Origin of the sequence: Nocardia sp. NPDC127606, from assembly GCF_042671725.1 — a bacterium.
GTDB lineage: Bacteria > Actinomycetota > Actinomycetes > Mycobacteriales > Mycobacteriaceae > Nocardia.
The window spans coordinates 1145680-1160401 of record NZ_JBHXWQ010000001.1; the positions used below are offsets into that span (position 1 = coordinate 1145680).

Annotated in this window: 14 protein-coding genes; 5 read left to right on the forward strand and 9 right to left on the reverse strand. The window is 65.9% G+C overall.

What is annotated here, in order from left to right; genetic code table 11:
- The first annotated feature begins 463 nt into the window (after window positions 1-463).
- Window positions 464-1435: a DUF6670 family protein gene (locus ACFVJ5_RS05435; RefSeq protein ID WP_379218650.1), complete on the forward strand. Its 972-nt coding sequence runs from the start codon at window positions 464-466 to the stop codon at window positions 1433-1435.
- A gap of 93 nt (window positions 1436-1528) precedes the next feature.
- Here the strand turns inward: ACFVJ5_RS05435 and ACFVJ5_RS05440 are convergent, their stop codons facing one another.
- Window positions 1529-1921, reverse strand: coding sequence for a hypothetical protein (locus tag ACFVJ5_RS05440; RefSeq protein WP_379218651.1), 393 nt, complete (start codon window positions 1919-1921; stop codon window positions 1529-1531).
- A gap of 498 nt (window positions 1922-2419) precedes the next feature.
- Window positions 2420-3331 (reverse strand): LysR family transcriptional regulator, encoded by a 912-nt coding sequence (locus tag ACFVJ5_RS05445; protein ID WP_379218652.1) that lies wholly within the window; start codon window positions 3329-3331, stop codon window positions 2420-2422.
- 226 nt (window positions 3332-3557) lie between these two features.
- Here ACFVJ5_RS05445 and ACFVJ5_RS05450 point away from each other — a divergent pair, with 226 nt between their 5' ends.
- Both ACFVJ5_RS05450 and ACFVJ5_RS05455 read left to right on the forward strand, forming a co-directional pair.
- A complete protein-coding gene (locus ACFVJ5_RS05450; RefSeq protein WP_379218653.1) occupies window positions 3558-4292 on the forward strand; it encodes an SDR family NAD(P)-dependent oxidoreductase in 735 nt (244 codons plus the stop codon).
- A 113-nt stretch (window positions 4293-4405) separates the two neighbouring features.
- Window positions 4406-5029 carry an NADPH-dependent F420 reductase gene (locus ACFVJ5_RS05455; protein ID WP_379218654.1) on the forward strand — a complete coding sequence of 208 codons (624 nt, stop codon included), beginning with the start codon at window positions 4406-4408 and terminating at the stop codon, window positions 5027-5029.
- A gap of 309 nt (window positions 5030-5338) precedes the next feature.
- Here ACFVJ5_RS05455 and ACFVJ5_RS05460 read toward each other — a convergent pair whose 3' ends face one another.
- From ACFVJ5_RS05460 to ACFVJ5_RS05480, 5 genes are all read right to left on the reverse strand, one after another.
- Complete coding sequence (locus tag ACFVJ5_RS05460; RefSeq protein WP_379218655.1) at window positions 5339-6292, reverse strand: enoyl-CoA hydratase/isomerase family protein; 954 nt, start codon at window positions 6290-6292, stop codon at window positions 5339-5341.
- A gap of 46 nt (window positions 6293-6338) precedes the next feature.
- Window positions 6339-7751 carry a wax ester/triacylglycerol synthase family O-acyltransferase gene (locus ACFVJ5_RS05465; RefSeq protein ID WP_379218656.1) on the reverse strand — a complete coding sequence of 471 codons (1413 nt, stop codon included), beginning with the start codon at window positions 7749-7751 and terminating at the stop codon, window positions 6339-6341.
- Between the two features lie 86 nt (window positions 7752-7837).
- Window positions 7838-8917, reverse strand: a complete 1080-nt coding sequence (locus ACFVJ5_RS05470; protein WP_379218657.1) for a PDR/VanB family oxidoreductase — start codon at window positions 8915-8917, stop codon at window positions 7838-7840.
- Window positions 8918-8947: 30 nt separating this feature from the next.
- Entirely contained in the window at window positions 8948-9820 is an 873-nt protein-coding gene (locus tag ACFVJ5_RS05475; RefSeq protein WP_379218658.1) for a metal-dependent hydrolase, read from the reverse strand.
- Window positions 9817-10812, reverse strand: coding sequence for an alpha/beta fold hydrolase (locus ACFVJ5_RS05480; RefSeq protein WP_379218659.1), 996 nt, complete (start codon window positions 10810-10812; stop codon window positions 9817-9819). The genes ACFVJ5_RS05475 and ACFVJ5_RS05480 overlap by 4 nt, the downstream gene beginning before the upstream one ends.
- A 170-nt stretch (window positions 10813-10982) precedes the next feature.
- Between ACFVJ5_RS05480 and ACFVJ5_RS05485 the strand changes: the two genes are divergently transcribed.
- Window positions 10983-11561, forward strand: coding sequence for a TetR/AcrR family transcriptional regulator (locus tag ACFVJ5_RS05485; RefSeq protein WP_379218660.1), 579 nt, complete (start codon window positions 10983-10985; stop codon window positions 11559-11561).
- 178 nt (window positions 11562-11739) lie between these two features.
- Here the strand turns inward: ACFVJ5_RS05485 and ACFVJ5_RS05490 are convergent, their stop codons facing one another.
- On the reverse strand, window positions 11740-12720 hold the full coding sequence (locus ACFVJ5_RS05490; RefSeq protein WP_379218661.1) for a zinc-dependent alcohol dehydrogenase family protein: 981 nt from the start codon (window positions 12718-12720) through the stop codon (window positions 11740-11742).
- Between the two features lie 77 nt (window positions 12721-12797).
- Between ACFVJ5_RS05490 and ACFVJ5_RS05495 the strand changes: the two genes are divergently transcribed.
- On the forward strand, window positions 12798-13367 hold the full coding sequence (locus tag ACFVJ5_RS05495) for a TetR/AcrR family transcriptional regulator (RefSeq protein WP_379218662.1): 570 nt from the start codon (window positions 12798-12800) through the stop codon (window positions 13365-13367).
- 87 nt (window positions 13368-13454) lie between these two features.
- Here the strand turns inward: ACFVJ5_RS05495 and ACFVJ5_RS05500 are convergent, their stop codons facing one another.
- Window positions 13455-14660 carry a PucR family transcriptional regulator gene (locus ACFVJ5_RS05500; protein WP_379218663.1) on the reverse strand — a complete coding sequence of 402 codons (1206 nt, stop codon included), beginning with the start codon at window positions 14658-14660 and terminating at the stop codon, window positions 13455-13457.
- Between the last annotated feature and the right edge of the window lie 62 nt (window positions 14661-14722).

Consider the following 14722-nt stretch of genomic DNA (forward strand, 5'->3'; position numbering starts at 1 on the left):
AACAGAGTTGATCCGTACCGCGACCACGCTGCGGGAACACCAGAAATAGTGAGCAAGGCACTCGCTCGTCACCAAGCCCACAAGCAGGAGGCAGGTGTCAACCGCATGCTGCATCCCCGCCGCCGCGACGTGTAACTAGACCGCCTGCCGGGTTCGGAAGTCGACGGAAAACGTTCGGCCGCTCTTGACTGCCCGGAGCCCCGAGCGTAATTTACCAACCAGTCAAATCTATCCGTGACTATCGGTAACACACACATGTGGCTCGCACCGACAGGCGCGAGCCCGGCCGTCCAGCAAAGGAGCAATGGCGCTCATGGAACACCCCACGGCACTCTCTCAGTCCCCCGCAGCCGACCGTCGATCGCGCATACTCGATCGTCTCGCCCGCCCGATAGTGGACGCAGTCCTGCCGCGCATCGACTCGCGCGTCCTGGATTCGACCAGGCCGTTCAGGACGCCGGAGATGATGCGACCGCACGCCGAGTCCCGGCGATGGGCATGGACGCACTATGGGGTGTTCCTCCCTGAGCTACCCGGCCCGCACCGCTACCTGAACACGATGACGTTCATCGGCGCGACGGGTGCACTGGCTTTCGACAACGACTACCTCGCTGCCGATGACGCCCGCGACACGGCCACTGTCCTGTCGTCCACGGCCTCCGAGGGGCATCACCATTACCGCGCCTACGACACCGGACGCGACTGCTCTTTCGCCGACGACGGCTCCCGCCTCGACTGGGGCCGCGACCTCAGCATTACCGGGGCATACCCCTACTTCCACGTCCGCGGTCACTACGACGATTTCGACGTGAGCCTCGATATCCGAGCGACAGAACAGGTTTCGTGGTTCGTCCGCACACCCTTCTACGACCACCTCAGTCTGTTCGCGACCGCCACCGGAACCCTGACCGACAAGGCCGGCACCGTCGCCATCGAGCAGACGTTGTGCACGTTCGAATACGCCCGTTGCATGTCGCCGCAATCGGTTACGGCACAGGCACTCCCGACACAACGCAAGCTCCCCGTCGACTTCTTCACCTACCAGATCATCAACCTGGACAGCTCGACACAGGTGCTGCTGACCGAGGTTCGCGCCGCCGGCGCGGTCGCGTGCCGACTCGCGCATGTGCGGTGCCTCGACGGGACGACGCGCGTGTACGACGATGTCGCCATGACGGTCGTGTCCTATCAGCCGAAACCGCTGGTCGATCCTCGCGGCCGTTCGATGCGTGTTCCGCAACAACTGCGCTGGCAGGTACGCGATGCGAAGGGTGCGCAGATCCTGACATTCGACGCGGAAGTCGACAGCCCGCTCCGCTACGGGCACGGCCGCGGCTATGTCGGCGCCTACACCTACCGAGGAACCTGGCAGGGCCGACGTTCGGTCACGGGAAGCGGCTACCTGGAGTGGATCGACTGCGAATCGGGGCAGTGACGCCAGCACCCGGGCACTGTTGTCTCGACCCGAACTGTTCAGCGCGAATCGGCATCCACGGCGTCACTCGACGCCGTGGAGCTGTTCGCTCCCTCAGGGCGCGTCCAACACGCTGGCCGGAACCCCGTAGGGCAGAAACCGCACCCGTCGGCGATCGTCGGTGTTGTCGCGATGTGCGCGTAAGGCCTCGAGCTCGGTCGGAAATACCTGGTCGACGCTGGCCTGGCCGGTGTCGTCGATGCTGAAGATCGCCCACACCCCGCTGCCGGTGTCACCGGTGGTCTCGCCCTCTGGCATCGGTGGACGTGGCTGCTCCGGCTGGAAGAACTGACCGAATAGCGACGTCAGTGAACCGACGTCGGCACGATCTACGCTGCTCAGATAGCCACCAGCTTTTCCGAGCAGGTCGCGGAGTTCGGTTCCTGCCTCGCGCAGTGCACGTTCGAAATCTTGCGGATCGATGCCGAAAGGGTCATTGGTAGCCATCGCATCTGCTCCTGGGGACGAGTTGGGTGCTCCGTTCCTCAGTGTCCTCGCGAAACGACGACTTCGCCACGACGGAGGTTCCGAGTCGCAATCGTGCTTCGAAATGTGTGATTCCCCTCTACGCTGCCGTGAGAATTTCGGATGACAGTCAGTCGAACCTGATCGGGCGTGGAGATTCGAGGGGGAGTGCGGTGGGAAACAGCAGTCGACTACGAGATCTATGTCGTGCGATTGCAGGAGGGGCAACGACCTCGATCTCTTGCCGGCGATGCGAGTCGATGTCGACGAGGAGATCGCCCACCGGTACCGGCTTTTCGAGTGGGTCATGTTGACTGAGATCGAGGGGAACTTCTACCGCTACCGAGACGATCTGAGTGGAGCGCCTTCGTCACGACTGGGACAACGCAGGTAAACGTGCGACTGAAGGTCGAGTTCGCCAGTCGGAGAGGGGTGCGAGGTGGGCCGTCGGACCACCAGTAGCCGGGCGCACGCGACTGCTCAGCCGTGCTGTGAAACCGCATCGCTTTGAAGCCGCCACATTTCATAGTTCCCGCATTCCGCCGTGATCTCAGCCGTCGCCTGAGCTGCGGTGAAGAAGTCGTCGGCCAGCGGCGAGGTGCGCGATGCCGCCATCGCGAGGTACACCTGGTCGGGCGCCAGATCCGGGACGGGCACGTAGCTGATGTCCGGACGTGAGTAGAACACGGTCTCCGAACGCCCCACGAACGAGATTCCGCGGCCGGCCGCGACGTGCTCGAGCTTCTCCTCCACGCCGCGCACCCGGAGCCCGGAGTCGGGGAGCGGGCGCGTGGTGGGCTGCGTGCTCGGGTCGGCATGCCAGATCAGCGGCTCACCGGCCAGGTCGGCCTCGGAGACCTCCTCCTTGCCTGCCAATCGGTGATCGGCGGGCAGCACCACCATGAGCGGCTCGGTGTAGAGCTGAGTCAGGCGCAGGCCGGTCTCGTTGATGGGCAGCCGCACATAGCCGACGTCGACGCGGCCGTCGAGCAGCATCGGGGCCTGGTCGTCCCATTCCATTCGCTGCACATCCACGACCACGTCCGGATGCTGAGCCTCGAACGCCCGCGCCGCTGGGATGACCGGGATGCCGGCCCGAAAGCCGACCACCAGCCGATGGCTGCCGCGGGCGGCGACGGCCACCCGGCGCCGGACCGCGTGCGCGGAGGCGAGCAGCGGACCGGCGTCGGCCAGCAGTTGTCGGCCCGCGTCGGTCAGCGCTACGCCGTGGCGATCTCTGGTGAACAGCGCTGCGCCGAGATCGTGTTCCAGCGCACGGATCTGCCGACTGAGCGCCGGCTGCGCGATGTGCAGCTCATCGGCGGCGCGGCCGAAATGCAGCCTGTCGGCGACGGCGGCGAAGTAGCGCAACTTGCGCAGATCCAGATCCATGGCGCCTCCTGGTCCGGTGATGCCTCCAAGGTATCACCACGGCTGAAATGGGCCTTGGACGCCAACTCGACTCAGTGGCATCGTTCATGGGGCGCAAGCGAATTCGGAATTGAACCAGAATTCGCACGTCAATAATCGGTCCCCTCCATCGCGTCATTCGACGGCATTGACGAGCGCGACAAACAACCGAACTGTTTCGGATACCCAACAATTCAACGGAGTTATCGTGGGAAAGCTCGATGGCAAGGTAGCGGTAATCACCGGCGGATCCACCGGCATGGCACTGGCCGGCGCCAAACTGTTCGTCGAGGAAGGAGCGCACGTCTTCATCCAGGCCCGGCGGCAGGAAGCACTGGACGCCGCCGTCGAGTTGATCGGCCGCAGCGTCACCGCCGTCCAGGGTGATGCGTCCGATCTGGACGACCTGGACCGCCTGTACGACACCGTCAAGCGGGAAAAGGGCTCGATCGACGTGCTGTGGGCCAGCGCCGGGACGGGCGAACCCGCCGTCCTCGGCGAGATCACCGAGGAACAGTTCCACCGCTCCTTCTGGCTCAATGCGCGCGGCACCCTGTTCACGGTGCAGAAGGCACTGCCGCTGATCAACGACAACGGCTCGATCTTCATGACCGGATCCAACGCCTCCCTCGGAGCCTTCCCCGGCTGGAGCCTCTACGCCGGAAGCAAAGCCGTCCAACAGGCCTGGGCCCGCGTCTGGCTCAACGAATTGCGTGACCGCAAGATCCGAGTCAACGTCCTAACCCCCGGCCAGGTCGCCACCGCCAAACAAGAAGAATTGTTCGACGAGGCCACCAGGGCTGAATTCGAGTCGCTCATTCCCCGCGGGAAAATGGGCCGCCCAGAAGAAATCGCTACCGTCGCCCTCTTTCTCGCGTCCGACGACTCCAGCTATGTCAACGGTCTGGAACTGGTCTCCGACGGCGGCACCACCGCCATCTGAACCACACACCAGCAATGCCGCCGGCTCGAGAACGTAGTGGCCGATGCCCCTGCGCCCGACCCGGCACGAACGAGACACAGCGACACCCATAGAACAGTGAGAGGGCACACCTCATGAGCAGCATCACCCTCATCGGTACGGGGAACATGGCTCGTACCATCGGCACGCTCGCGGTAGCGGGCAGCAATACCGTCGAGGTCATGGGCCGCGACTCCGCCAAGGCCGAGGACCTGGCTGCCGCGCTCGGCGGCGGTGCCACGGTTGGGACATTCGGCACGGTCCCTGCCGGCGACGTCGTCGTCCTCGCCGTGCCGTACACCCGCGCGGTGTCGGTCGTCGCCCGTTACGGGGACGCACTGGCCGGCAAGGTCATCATCGACATCACCAATACCTTCAACGCCGACGCCACCGGGCTTGTCACTCCGGACGGCACGTCCGGTGCGCAGGAGATCGCCAAGGTCGCCCCCGCGAGCGCGCACGTCGTGAAGGCGTTCAACACCGTGTTCGGGCACGTCATGGCTCAGGGCCGTCCGTTGGACGTGTTCTTCGCCGGAGATGACGCGCGGGCAAAGGCCAGCGTGTCGGCTTTCGTCGAGAGCCTCGGACTGCGTCCCCTCGATGTCGGCGGACTCGAGATGGCTCGCTGGCTGGAAGGGGTCGGTCCGCTGCTGATGGGCCTGGCCCGCCACGGCGTGGGGAGCTTCGATGTCGCCCTCAGCGTCGACATCGCCGACTGAGTGCGTTCGCACCGCATTGCTTCGCCTGGCAGGGAGCCTGATCACAAGGGGCTGCTGCACGATCGGGTGACAGCAACTCGACCGACCTGCTGCCGCTGACGTGGAAATCCGAGACGTGGTCCGCGCGGGAACGGCAAGTGTGATTCGTGGTGCGAGTTCAGCTCGCGGTCGTGTTGCCCGTAGTGGTCGGCGGTAACTGTCGACGGTCAAAGGGTGAGGCGTAGTGCGGTCGAACCGCACCCGAAACGGCGGCCCACAATGTCATCCCGCAGCCGCGCCGGAGACCGCGGCTGCGGGACGGCCGCTTCGCTACTCGGTGAAGTCGACCTTCGTACCGTCGATCCAACCCGGCAGACTGTCGGCGACGAAGTCGGACATGTCGCGGCCTTGATCGATGGTGGATTCGACATCGGCGAGGTAGGTCGCCATCGCTCGTTTCGCCGACGGTGTGGACGCCGCGGTGAGGAACTGGGCGCGTTCGATGTGCAGGCCCTTCTCCAAGGATGTCGAACCGCCTTGGTAGACAGCATGTTTGATGCCACGGACCGCAGTGGGCGAGCGCTTCGCCAACCGTGCGGCAGTCGTCTGCGCTTCGGTCAGCAGCTCGTCGGGATCGATCAATCTGTGCACGAGTCCGATCTCGAGCGCTCGGCTCGGGCTGATCGGAGCCCCCTCGAGGCACAGTTCCAGTGCTCGACCCGCACCGAGCACCCGAGTCAGCATCTGTGTGCCGCCACCCCCGGGGATGATGCCGACCAGGATTTCGGGTTGCCCGATTTCGAAGGGGCCATCGGCCATCAGACGCAGATCGCAGGCCAGCGACAACTCGCAACCGCCGCCGAGTGCACGGCCGTTGAGCGCGGCGATGAACACGGTGCTCGACTCCCGCATCAGTCGGCACGCCTCGTGATAGCGACGCAGATTCGCGACACCGCCGGCACCGGCACGGGCCAGGCCCGCCTGTCCGCCGGGAACGTGGTCGGCCAGCGTGCTCATCCGCAGCGCGGCCCCCGCTGTTCGTGAGTTCAGGGTCACCGGTGCGGCTTCGACGCCGTCCAAGATCTCCGACACCGAGTAGTGGCTGACGAAGACCCCCTCGACGGCGCTGGTGAGCACGACCGCGCGGACTTCGTCGTCGCGGTCGATGGCGCGAAGGAGGTCGAGCAATTCGCCCATCACCACATCGGTGAGGAAGTTGTAGGGCGGATTGTTCAACCAGATGGTTTGCACCGGACCGTGCCGGTCTGTGCGGAGAAACTGCATACGAGTGCCTTTCGACTGTGGAAGCTGATGGGCGCTGAGGTTGTCGCTATCGCAGATAGGCACGTTCCAGCTCGGCCAGTGCGTCTGCGCAGTACGGTGCGACCCGTTGGACGTGAGGGAGCGAGGTCGCGCAGGCGGTCACGCACAGATTGAGACGGTTCGCGTAGGACAGGATCGTAATGTTGAGTGCCTGACCATCGAGCGGGATCGACACCGCGTGCCACTCTTCCAAGGTCATACCGTTGTAATGCAGCTGCTCTTTCGGCCCCGGCATGTTCGAGATGACGACATTGAACATCGGCTTGATCCGACTGCTCACGCCCAGAACCAGGCTCGCGCCGAAAGGTGCCATGAGCATCGCCGTATACGCCATGACCGCGGCGCTCGACATCCGGCTCATGTGCTCCTTGGCTTCGACCGTTGATGCGACGATCGCCGAAATCCGTTCCCGCACATCGTCGATATCGGTGGCCAGGGTGGCCAGCGCCATAGTCGTCGCGTTGCCCTCGGCATCGTCGCTGTCCTTGGGGCGAAACGACATCGGCATGCCTGCGATCAGTGAGTCCTCCGGCAACTCGTCGATCTCGGCGAGGTAGCGGCGCAATCCACCGGCACAGATAGCCAGGATGACGTCGTTGATCGTCCCCCCGCATCGCTGCGCCAACGTGCTGATCCGGTTCATGTCGAACGATTGCGTGGCGATCCGGCGTTCGGCAGTGATCGGGCCGTTGAGGATCGACGGCGGTGCGGTGTACGGCTTGATCAGGGCCATATCGGATTCGGTCAGTCCGCTGTACATGCGCGAGATCGCCTGCAAGCCCGTGAGCTGATCGGCGACCCCTCGGATCGGAGCGGTCAGTAGTCGTAGGAGCGACGGGATCGCGGGCCGACCTGAGCCCCCCGATTCCGGGTCGCGACGCGTTCGACCCTTCCCGGGTTTCCGGTAGGCCCAGATCGCAGGTCTACCGCGCTCGTCGGGATCGTTCGACATCACCTTGCGCGCGAGCCGCACAGTGGCAACGCCGTCGAGCAGGGCGTGATGGCCCTTGATGTACAGCGCTAGGCGACCGTCGTCGAGGCCCTCGATGACATGTAGCTGCCACAGTGGGTGCGACCGATCCATCGGGATGCCGTGTAGGCGCGAGACCAGCGTGCCGAGCTCACGCTGACCGCCGGGCGCGGGCAGCACATGACGCTGGAGGTGGTAGTCGAGATCCGGCGCGTCGATGCTGACCCACCTCGGCAGCGCGCGAGCGATCACGGCGGAGTCGAGGCGGCGGTCGAAGGGGCTGGTCGCAACCGTGTAGGTGCGTAGATCGTCGAGCAGGTCCGAGACGAAGTTCGGACCCGCCTCCGGTGGCAGCCGGAAGATGTCCAGGTGCGCGATGTTCATCAGATTGGAGTCGGATTCACCCCACAGAAATGCGACATCGATCGGGTTCAACGTGCTCGTGGACATGGGGTGTGGCCTCCGGCGAGAATTCTGGGGATGAGCGGGGTTCGTTGCGCGGACATCGGAATCAGCGTTTTGGCGCGCCGAGGGGGTTACAAGTCGAGGGTGAGTTGTGCGGAATTCGCGCGATCGGTGCAGATGAGCATCGTGTCGGGTTCATCCAGGAACGGTGATCGTCCACGGCGGTCGACGTCACCGGAGACGACCCGCACTCGGCAGGTGCCGCAGAATCCCTGTTGGCACGAGTACGCCACATCGGGCACCGCGCCCCGCACAGCAGCGAGGGCGGATTCGTCCGCGGCGACGTGGATCGATGCGGTGGTGCGGGCAAGACGAATCTCGAACGGCTGACCACCGACAACAGGTTCGGGGCTGAACCTCTCGAAATGAAGGCCGGCAGCGCCGGTTCGGTCGAATTCGGTCCGGATACCGGCGAGGAGTGCGGGCGGTCCGCAGAAATAGACCGACGTGCGAGGCGCGGCGTGTGCCAGCAGTTCGGCAGCGGTACGGCGTGGACCGGTGAGGATCCGGACCCGATCGGGATCGAGTCCGCCGATCTCGTCGAGAAATGGCATGGTCGCGGTGTCACGGCCGAGATAGGTCAAATGCCAATCGACACCCGATGCCGGCGCCGCACGCACCATGGGCAGAATCGCCGTGATGCCGATTCCCGCGGCGACGAACACCACTCGGGAGATGTCGGCCCGTGCCAGGTGCGGGTACGCGAAGGGGAAGGCGTTGCGCGGGCCGGCCGCGATGACCCGAGTGCCGACGGGGAGTCGATCGTGGATCTCGATCGACCCGCCGCCTCCGTCGGGCAGGCGCCGGATCGCGATCCGGTAGCTCCGCCGATCAGTGCGGTCGCCGCAGAGTGAGTACTGGCGCACCTTGCCCGAGGGCAAGGTCAGGTCGATATGCGCGCCCGGATGCCACGGCCGCAGGACGGATCCGTCCGCGGCCTCCAGGCGCAGGCTGCGCACACCGTCGGCCTCGGAGCGGGCGTCCGCCACCACCAGACGCAGCACCCGGTCGACCTCGGTGGGTTCGATGATGCCCACCCGGCTGGTGACCGCGACGTATCCGCGCGCGGTGAGTTGTAGTGCGGCGAAGAGCCGATCCCGTTTGCCCGGGCGGCGCAGCGACGGTGGGACCGGCGATCGGTCTTCGGTCATGAGGGGACTCCACATCGGACGATGCGCACTTCAGGCGCCGGCACGGGCCGCCGGGGAGGCGGCGAGGTAGGCGACCGCTTGGCTGGTCGAGCCGTACTTGGAGGGGTGGTATCCGGGCCGGAAATACTCGAAGAACATCTTCGTCAGGCTCCAAGGTCCCGGCATCAGGCCCTTGTTCACGGCCATGCGCACATCACGGAGCTCGATCCGCCGGTTGCCGCCGTCGAGAGCGGGGTCCACCGACATCATGTAGCGGATGCCGCGCACCCACAGCACGGCGAGCATCGGTGCGGCGAGCAGCCATGCGCGGACCCGGCGAAGGTAGCGACCGTCGAGATGGGTGAACACATCGAACGCTACGTGGCGGTGTTCTACCTCTTCGGCCAGGTGCCAGCGGAACAGATCGAGCACCTTCGGATCGAGGGTGCTGTCCCAGCCGTGGGCGTTGAGTCCCCAGTCGCCGAGGTAGGAGGTGAAGTGTTCGAGGGCGGCCACGATGGCGACGCGTTCGAGCAGCCAGGAATGGGCTTTGCGGCCGGTCAGGTCGCGGTCGCCGAGCAGCGCCGTGAACATCCAGCGGATCTGTTCGACGAACGGTTCGGTGTCGAGTCCTTCGGCATCGAGGTATTCGAGCAGCGACTGATGCGCCGCGGAGTGGGTGGCTTCCTGGCCGATGAACCCGATCACGTCCTCCCGGACCGAGGCATCCTTGATCAGCGGCAACGCTTTTCGGAAGACCTCGACGAAGAACACCTCGCCTTCGGGCAGGAGCATGTTCATGCCGTTGGCCAGGTGCGTCGCGAACGGATTGCCGTCGAAGTAGTGCATCGGCAACCCGGTCCAGTCCCAGGTCATGTCGCGCGCGGCGAGCGCGACCTTATCGATGTCGGTGTGAGCGGTCATCGGAGTTCTCCCTTCGCGTCGGTGGTCTTCGCCTCGTGTTCGCTGACGAAGGTTCGAACGAGATCGGCCACCGCTGCCGGATTGAACAAGGGCGCCCAGTGCCCACCATCGACCGCATGGATCGCCGAATCGGCGGCCCATCGACCGAGATCGGTCTGGCTGGCCGGGGTGATGAAGATGTCGCGGCGTGGCGTCACTACCTGAACTGGTCGATCGGTGGTGCGTTGTTCGGGGCGGAGCAGACGCGGGAGCAGGTTGGCGGTGTAGATCTTCAGCCCGGCACGGTTGTCGCGGGCACGATGCGTGGAAGCATCCGCGGGAGGTGCCCCGACCTCCAGGCGTGCGGCCAGCGCGATGGCGGCATCGACCAGACCGAGTCGGCACACCAGCGGAGCGAGCCAGGGGAGTTGGAAGAATCCCATGTAGAACGGGGACTTCCACATGCCGAGGACGTCTTTCCAGCCGCTGGGTCCGGCAGCGAGCCGGGACTTGATCCAGAACGGCACGTGGTCCAGGCACGGACCGGAGATCGAGGTCAGCGACGCTATGCGGTAGCGCTGCGCCGGATCGGTGGTGGCGTGCCAGGCCTGCACCGAGCCCCAGTCGTGTGCGACCAGGTGCACCGGGCGCGCCGGTGAGACCGCATCGATGACCCGGCCGATATCGTCGGCGAGCTGGTCCAGGCGGTAGTCCTTGATCCGTGTGGGCTGCCCGGATTCGCCCGAACCCCGCACGTCGTAGGTCACCACGCGCAGTGTCGAGTCGAGTTCACTTGCCACGCCGATCCAGACCTGTTGATCGTCGGGAAATCCGTGCACGCACAACACTGTCGGCGCGTCCGGATTCCCCTGCTCGCGTACCGCCAGCTGCACCCCGTCCGAGGCCTCGACGAAGCGTGTCAGCACGCGGCCGGTCGTCATCGCCTGGGAGCCGTGATGACCAGGTTCGGTAGTGGGCGCGGCGCGACGCGAAGACAGATTCAATGGTGGCATGCGAGGTCCTTCACAGAGGTGTCATCGAAACAGCCGCCGCGGACGACGATCCCAGGAGATGGCGCGGCTCGGAGATGTATGTGCAACTATCGGTTACACCTTTCGTGCAACCATAGTAGACTGATCGTGCTACCGCAAGGGGTGGTCGCTCGACGAGAGAATGGAATGCCGTGACACCGAGTCCTCGCGAACGGCTCATCACCGGTGCGATCGCGCTCATCCGCGAGCGCGGCGTCGCCGGCACCGGAATTACTGATCTGCTGGCCCGTAGCGATACCGCGCGGCGTTCGGTCTACCAGAACTTCCCCGGTGGGAAGGCGGAGCTGGTCGAGGAATCCACTCGGGCGGCGGGCGCGATGATGAGCTCGATCATCGGCGGATTCACCGCGGGCGACAACCCGACCGCCAGCCTTGCCGCGTTCATCCAGATGTGGAAAGACATGCTGGTAGTCAGCGATTTCACCGCCGGATGCCCGATCGTCGCCGCCGCGCTCGGCGGCACCGAAGCACCCTTGGCGCCAGCCGTCGCTGCCGAGGTATTCGACAACTGGACGAATCTGCTCGTCGAGCAACTCGTGCGCACGGGCGTGGAGGAGTCTGCCGCCAGGTCGCTCGCCACGACCGCCGTGTGCGCGATCGAGGGCGCGGCCATCCTTTCCCTCTCCTCGCGATCGGTGCGTCCGCTCGACGAAGTCGGCGTAAATCTCGCCGAACTCGTCTCCCTCCATCTGGGCGGCAGTCACCGGTAGCGGCGGATGACGTCAACCCGATCGGCGGGCAGACCGTTCGACCGCGACGGCCCGGTCGGGACACCGTGCGCGTGCGCCCTTGCTACAGCGATTGAGCGGCGAGAGGGTCAACTGCCACATCAGGGTTGAGTACCGGTGTCGCGCGTGATCAAGGCCGCCCAGCGCCTCGGGGTCGGCGTCAGATGGTGGCGACGATTTTGCCGGTGTGGTGGCCCTGTTCCAGGTAGTGGTGGGCGGCGACGATGTCGTCGAGGGTGAACACCGTGTCGACGATGGGGCGCAGCGCGCCGGTGCGGATGCCGGCGGTCAGGAATGCGGTGATGCGGTGCACGGCCGCCGGGTCGAGGGTGTGTTCGAAGCTCATGTACCGGATCATGGTGATCGGGCTGGCGGGATACGGTGCCGGCCGGGGGTCCAGCCAGCCGACGGTGATCAGCCTGCCGCTGAATCGCTTGGCCGCGTTGGCAAGATCGGCCAGGCCGGGACCCATGACCGAGTCCAGGATGATGTCGGCGCCGGTGCCGTTGGTGTATCGGTGTGTTGCCTCGACGACATCGTCGCGGTCGGTGACGATGACGGCGGCGGCACCGGCCGCCAGCAGGGTGTGTTCCTTGGTGGCGCTCCGGGTGACAGCGAGGGGGATGGCGCCGATCTGGTTGGCGACCTGGATGGCGGCCAGGCCGACACCGCTGGAGGCGGCGGTGATCAGGACATGGTCGCCGGGTTGCATCCCGGCCTTTTCGACGAGCGCGCCGTAGGCGGTGGAATACGCCACCCACAACGCTGCCGCGCTGGTGGTGTCCAGTCCGGCGGGCCTGGCGACGACCCGGTCGGCGGGAAGGACGAGGTGTTCGGCGTAGGTTCCGTTGGTGTCCATGTCGGGCACGGCCGTGACGATGACCGCATCACCGGTGGCCCATCCTTCGACTCCGGAGCCGAGGGCGTCGATCGTGCCGGTCGCCTCGATGCCGAGGCGAGCGTGTGGCAGGCGGATCGGTCGCGGTGACATGCCCGCGCGGATCATCTGGTCGAGCCGATTGATACCGATGGCTTCGACCTTGATCCGCACCTCGCCGGGGCCGGGGTCCCCGACCGGTTCGTCGACGATCTGCAGGACTTCGGGGGCGCCGGTCTCATCGAAGACGACGACTCGTGACATGGGGGCTCCTGACCGCTCATCTATTTCTCGTACAGTCGTTCTAGGAATGTCAATCGTGGCGGATCGGGAGGCAAGTGATGGCAGGACGTCCGGTCGACTATCAGCGCAGAGACGAATTGCTGGACGCAGTAGTGGATTACATGGTCGAGCACGGGCTCTCCGAGCTGTCCTGGCGGCCCGTCGCCGCCGGTCTCGGCGTCTCGCCGACCACCCTGGTGCACCATTTCGGCACCAAGGAGCAGATGCTCCAGGTCGTCCTCGAGCGGTTACGGCGGCGCATGTTCGCCGCCACCAGCGATGCCGCGGGTCCGCATCCCGACCTGGCGACCGCAGCGCGCGCGGTCTGGACGCGAACCTCCGACCCGCGAATGCAGGCGGAGTTCCGGTTGTTCTTCGCCGCCTACGGACGCGCCCTGCAAGCTCCCCAGCAGTTCGCGGACTTCCTCGACCACGTCGTCGCCGATTGGATGACCTCATTGCGCGAGGCCCAAGTGCCCGACGTCGACCCCGAGACCGCAGCTCGCACAGCAACATTGGTGATCGCGACGATTCGCGGACTGCTGCTCGACCTTCTCACCACCGGCGACCGGAGCCGGGTCCAGGATGCTGCCGAGAGCTTTCTGAGCGCCCTCGAACGCCGACCATGACCCTCGCCAACCCCCTGCGGATAACAGGTGGTGCGAAGGTTGGAACGGATCGCCGGCACGGGTGAGACGGACCTCCAGGTTCGCGGGTCACCGGCGTCGATCCGCGCGCACCGTGGCCAATACCTTCCAAGCCTGTAGTGCCGCACCGAGATCGCGTACTGCGGCGGGGTCGGTGAGGGAGCGGCCGGTGAGTTTCTCGATGTGGCGTAGGCGGTAGCGCACTGTGTTGGCGTGCAGGTAGAGGCGTTCGCCGGTGGTGGCCGCGGAACCGCCTGCGGCGAACCAGGTTTCGAGGGTTTCCAGGAGGCGGAGGCGGTCGTCGTGGGGGAGGGCGAGTACCTCGTGTAGGCGCAGGTCGACCATGCGCGCCGCCTCCAGTGGTGCGGCCGCGACCACCATGCCCAGCGGATTGTCGTCGAATCGGGCGACGCCGGAGGCGTGATCGCCGAGGCCGACCACCGCGAGCCGGGCGAAATGCAGCGCCTGCGGGGTGTCGGTGAGTGACTCGTACGGTGGGCTCATGCCGACGCGCGCCCGGTAGTTGCGCAGCGTGGCCAGTGTGGTGGACTCCCGATTCGCCGGGAGCGCGAGAACGCCGATCTGCTGATCCGGGCGCAGTCGCCAGGCGGAGATGATCTGCGCACGGCGCAGCTCGGTCTCGATGCCGGGCAGCGCCTCCCGGCCCGCGGCGCTGACCTCCGCGGCAACCACCACGTAGCGCCCACGCGGCGGCAGCCCGAGCACCCGCGTGGCCTCGCCGAGGGTGGCCGGGTCGGCGATGACGCCGGTGAACAACGCCTCGACCAGCACCGACCGCTCGTGTTCACGCTGCAGCATGAGTTCTGAGCTCATCTCCCGGTAGGCGGCCGCGACGGCGACGGAGTACTCGCCCGCCAGCGCCCACACCTCGGCCGCCAGATCGACCAGGACGGCGTCGGTGACCGCCGGGTGCCGTCTGGCTTCGGCGACCAGTTCCGACCACAGGAATTCGAATCCGATCCGGAAGGCGTGCAGGGTCTCGGCCAGCGGCACACCCTGCTGGGCGCGCAGCCTGCCGGTTTCCTTCGGCGGCTCGGGATCCACTGGTTCGGCGGTGGTGAAGTGCTGCACCATCAGCGTCAGATTGCGGGTGCAGGAGGTGCGGATCGTGTCGAACGGCACCTGGTTCTCGTTGCGGTAGGTCTCGAGTTCGTCGACGAATCGCCGGGCCAGCTGTAGTCCGAGATCGTCGATGCGCGCGAGCAGCGCCGCGGCGACGTCGACGATCGGGCTCGGTGGCGTTGTTCGGACCATTTCCGCAGCTTACCGGGGGTGCGGTTGTTCCCGCGGACAATGCTTTCGCGGCGATGTTGTCC

Bases quoted from the DNA above. Each gene is read 5' to 3' on its own strand.
- ACFVJ5_RS05495 (WP_379218662.1), top strand. From the start codon at position 12,798: ATGGCAGGACGTCCGGTCGACTATCAGCGCAGAGACGAATTGCTGGAC.
- ACFVJ5_RS05440 (WP_379218651.1), bottom strand. From the start codon at position 1,921: ATGGCTACCAATGACCCTTTCGGCATCGATCCGCAAGATTTCGAACGT.
- ACFVJ5_RS05475 (WP_379218658.1), bottom strand. From the start codon at position 9,820: ATGACCGCTCACACCGACATCGATAAGGTCGCGCTCGCCGCGCGCGAC.
- ACFVJ5_RS05500 (WP_379218663.1), bottom strand. From the start codon at position 14,660: ATGGTCCGAACAACGCCACCGAGCCCGATCGTCGACGTCGCCGCGGCG.
- ACFVJ5_RS05435 (WP_379218650.1), top strand. From the start codon at position 464: ATGATGCGACCGCACGCCGAGTCCCGGCGATGGGCATGGACGCACTAT.
- ACFVJ5_RS05460 (WP_379218655.1), bottom strand. From the start codon at position 6,292: ATGCAGTTTCTCCGCACAGACCGGCACGGTCCGGTGCAAACCATCTGG.
- ACFVJ5_RS05490 (WP_379218661.1), bottom strand. From the start codon at position 12,720: ATGTCACGAGTCGTCGTCTTCGATGAGACCGGCGCCCCCGAAGTCCTG.
- ACFVJ5_RS05465 (WP_379218656.1), bottom strand. From the start codon at position 7,751: ATGTCCACGAGCACGTTGAACCCGATCGATGTCGCATTTCTGTGGGGT.
- ACFVJ5_RS05455 (WP_379218654.1), top strand. From the start codon at position 4,406: ATGAGCAGCATCACCCTCATCGGTACGGGGAACATGGCTCGTACCATC.
- ACFVJ5_RS05480 (WP_379218659.1), bottom strand. From the start codon at position 10,812: ATGCCACCATTGAATCTGTCTTCGCGTCGCGCCGCGCCCACTACCGAA.
- ACFVJ5_RS05445 (WP_379218652.1), bottom strand. From the start codon at position 3,331: ATGGATCTGGATCTGCGCAAGTTGCGCTACTTCGCCGCCGTCGCCGAC.
- ACFVJ5_RS05470 (WP_379218657.1), bottom strand. From the start codon at position 8,917: ATGACCGAAGACCGATCGCCGGTCCCACCGTCGCTGCGCCGCCCGGGC.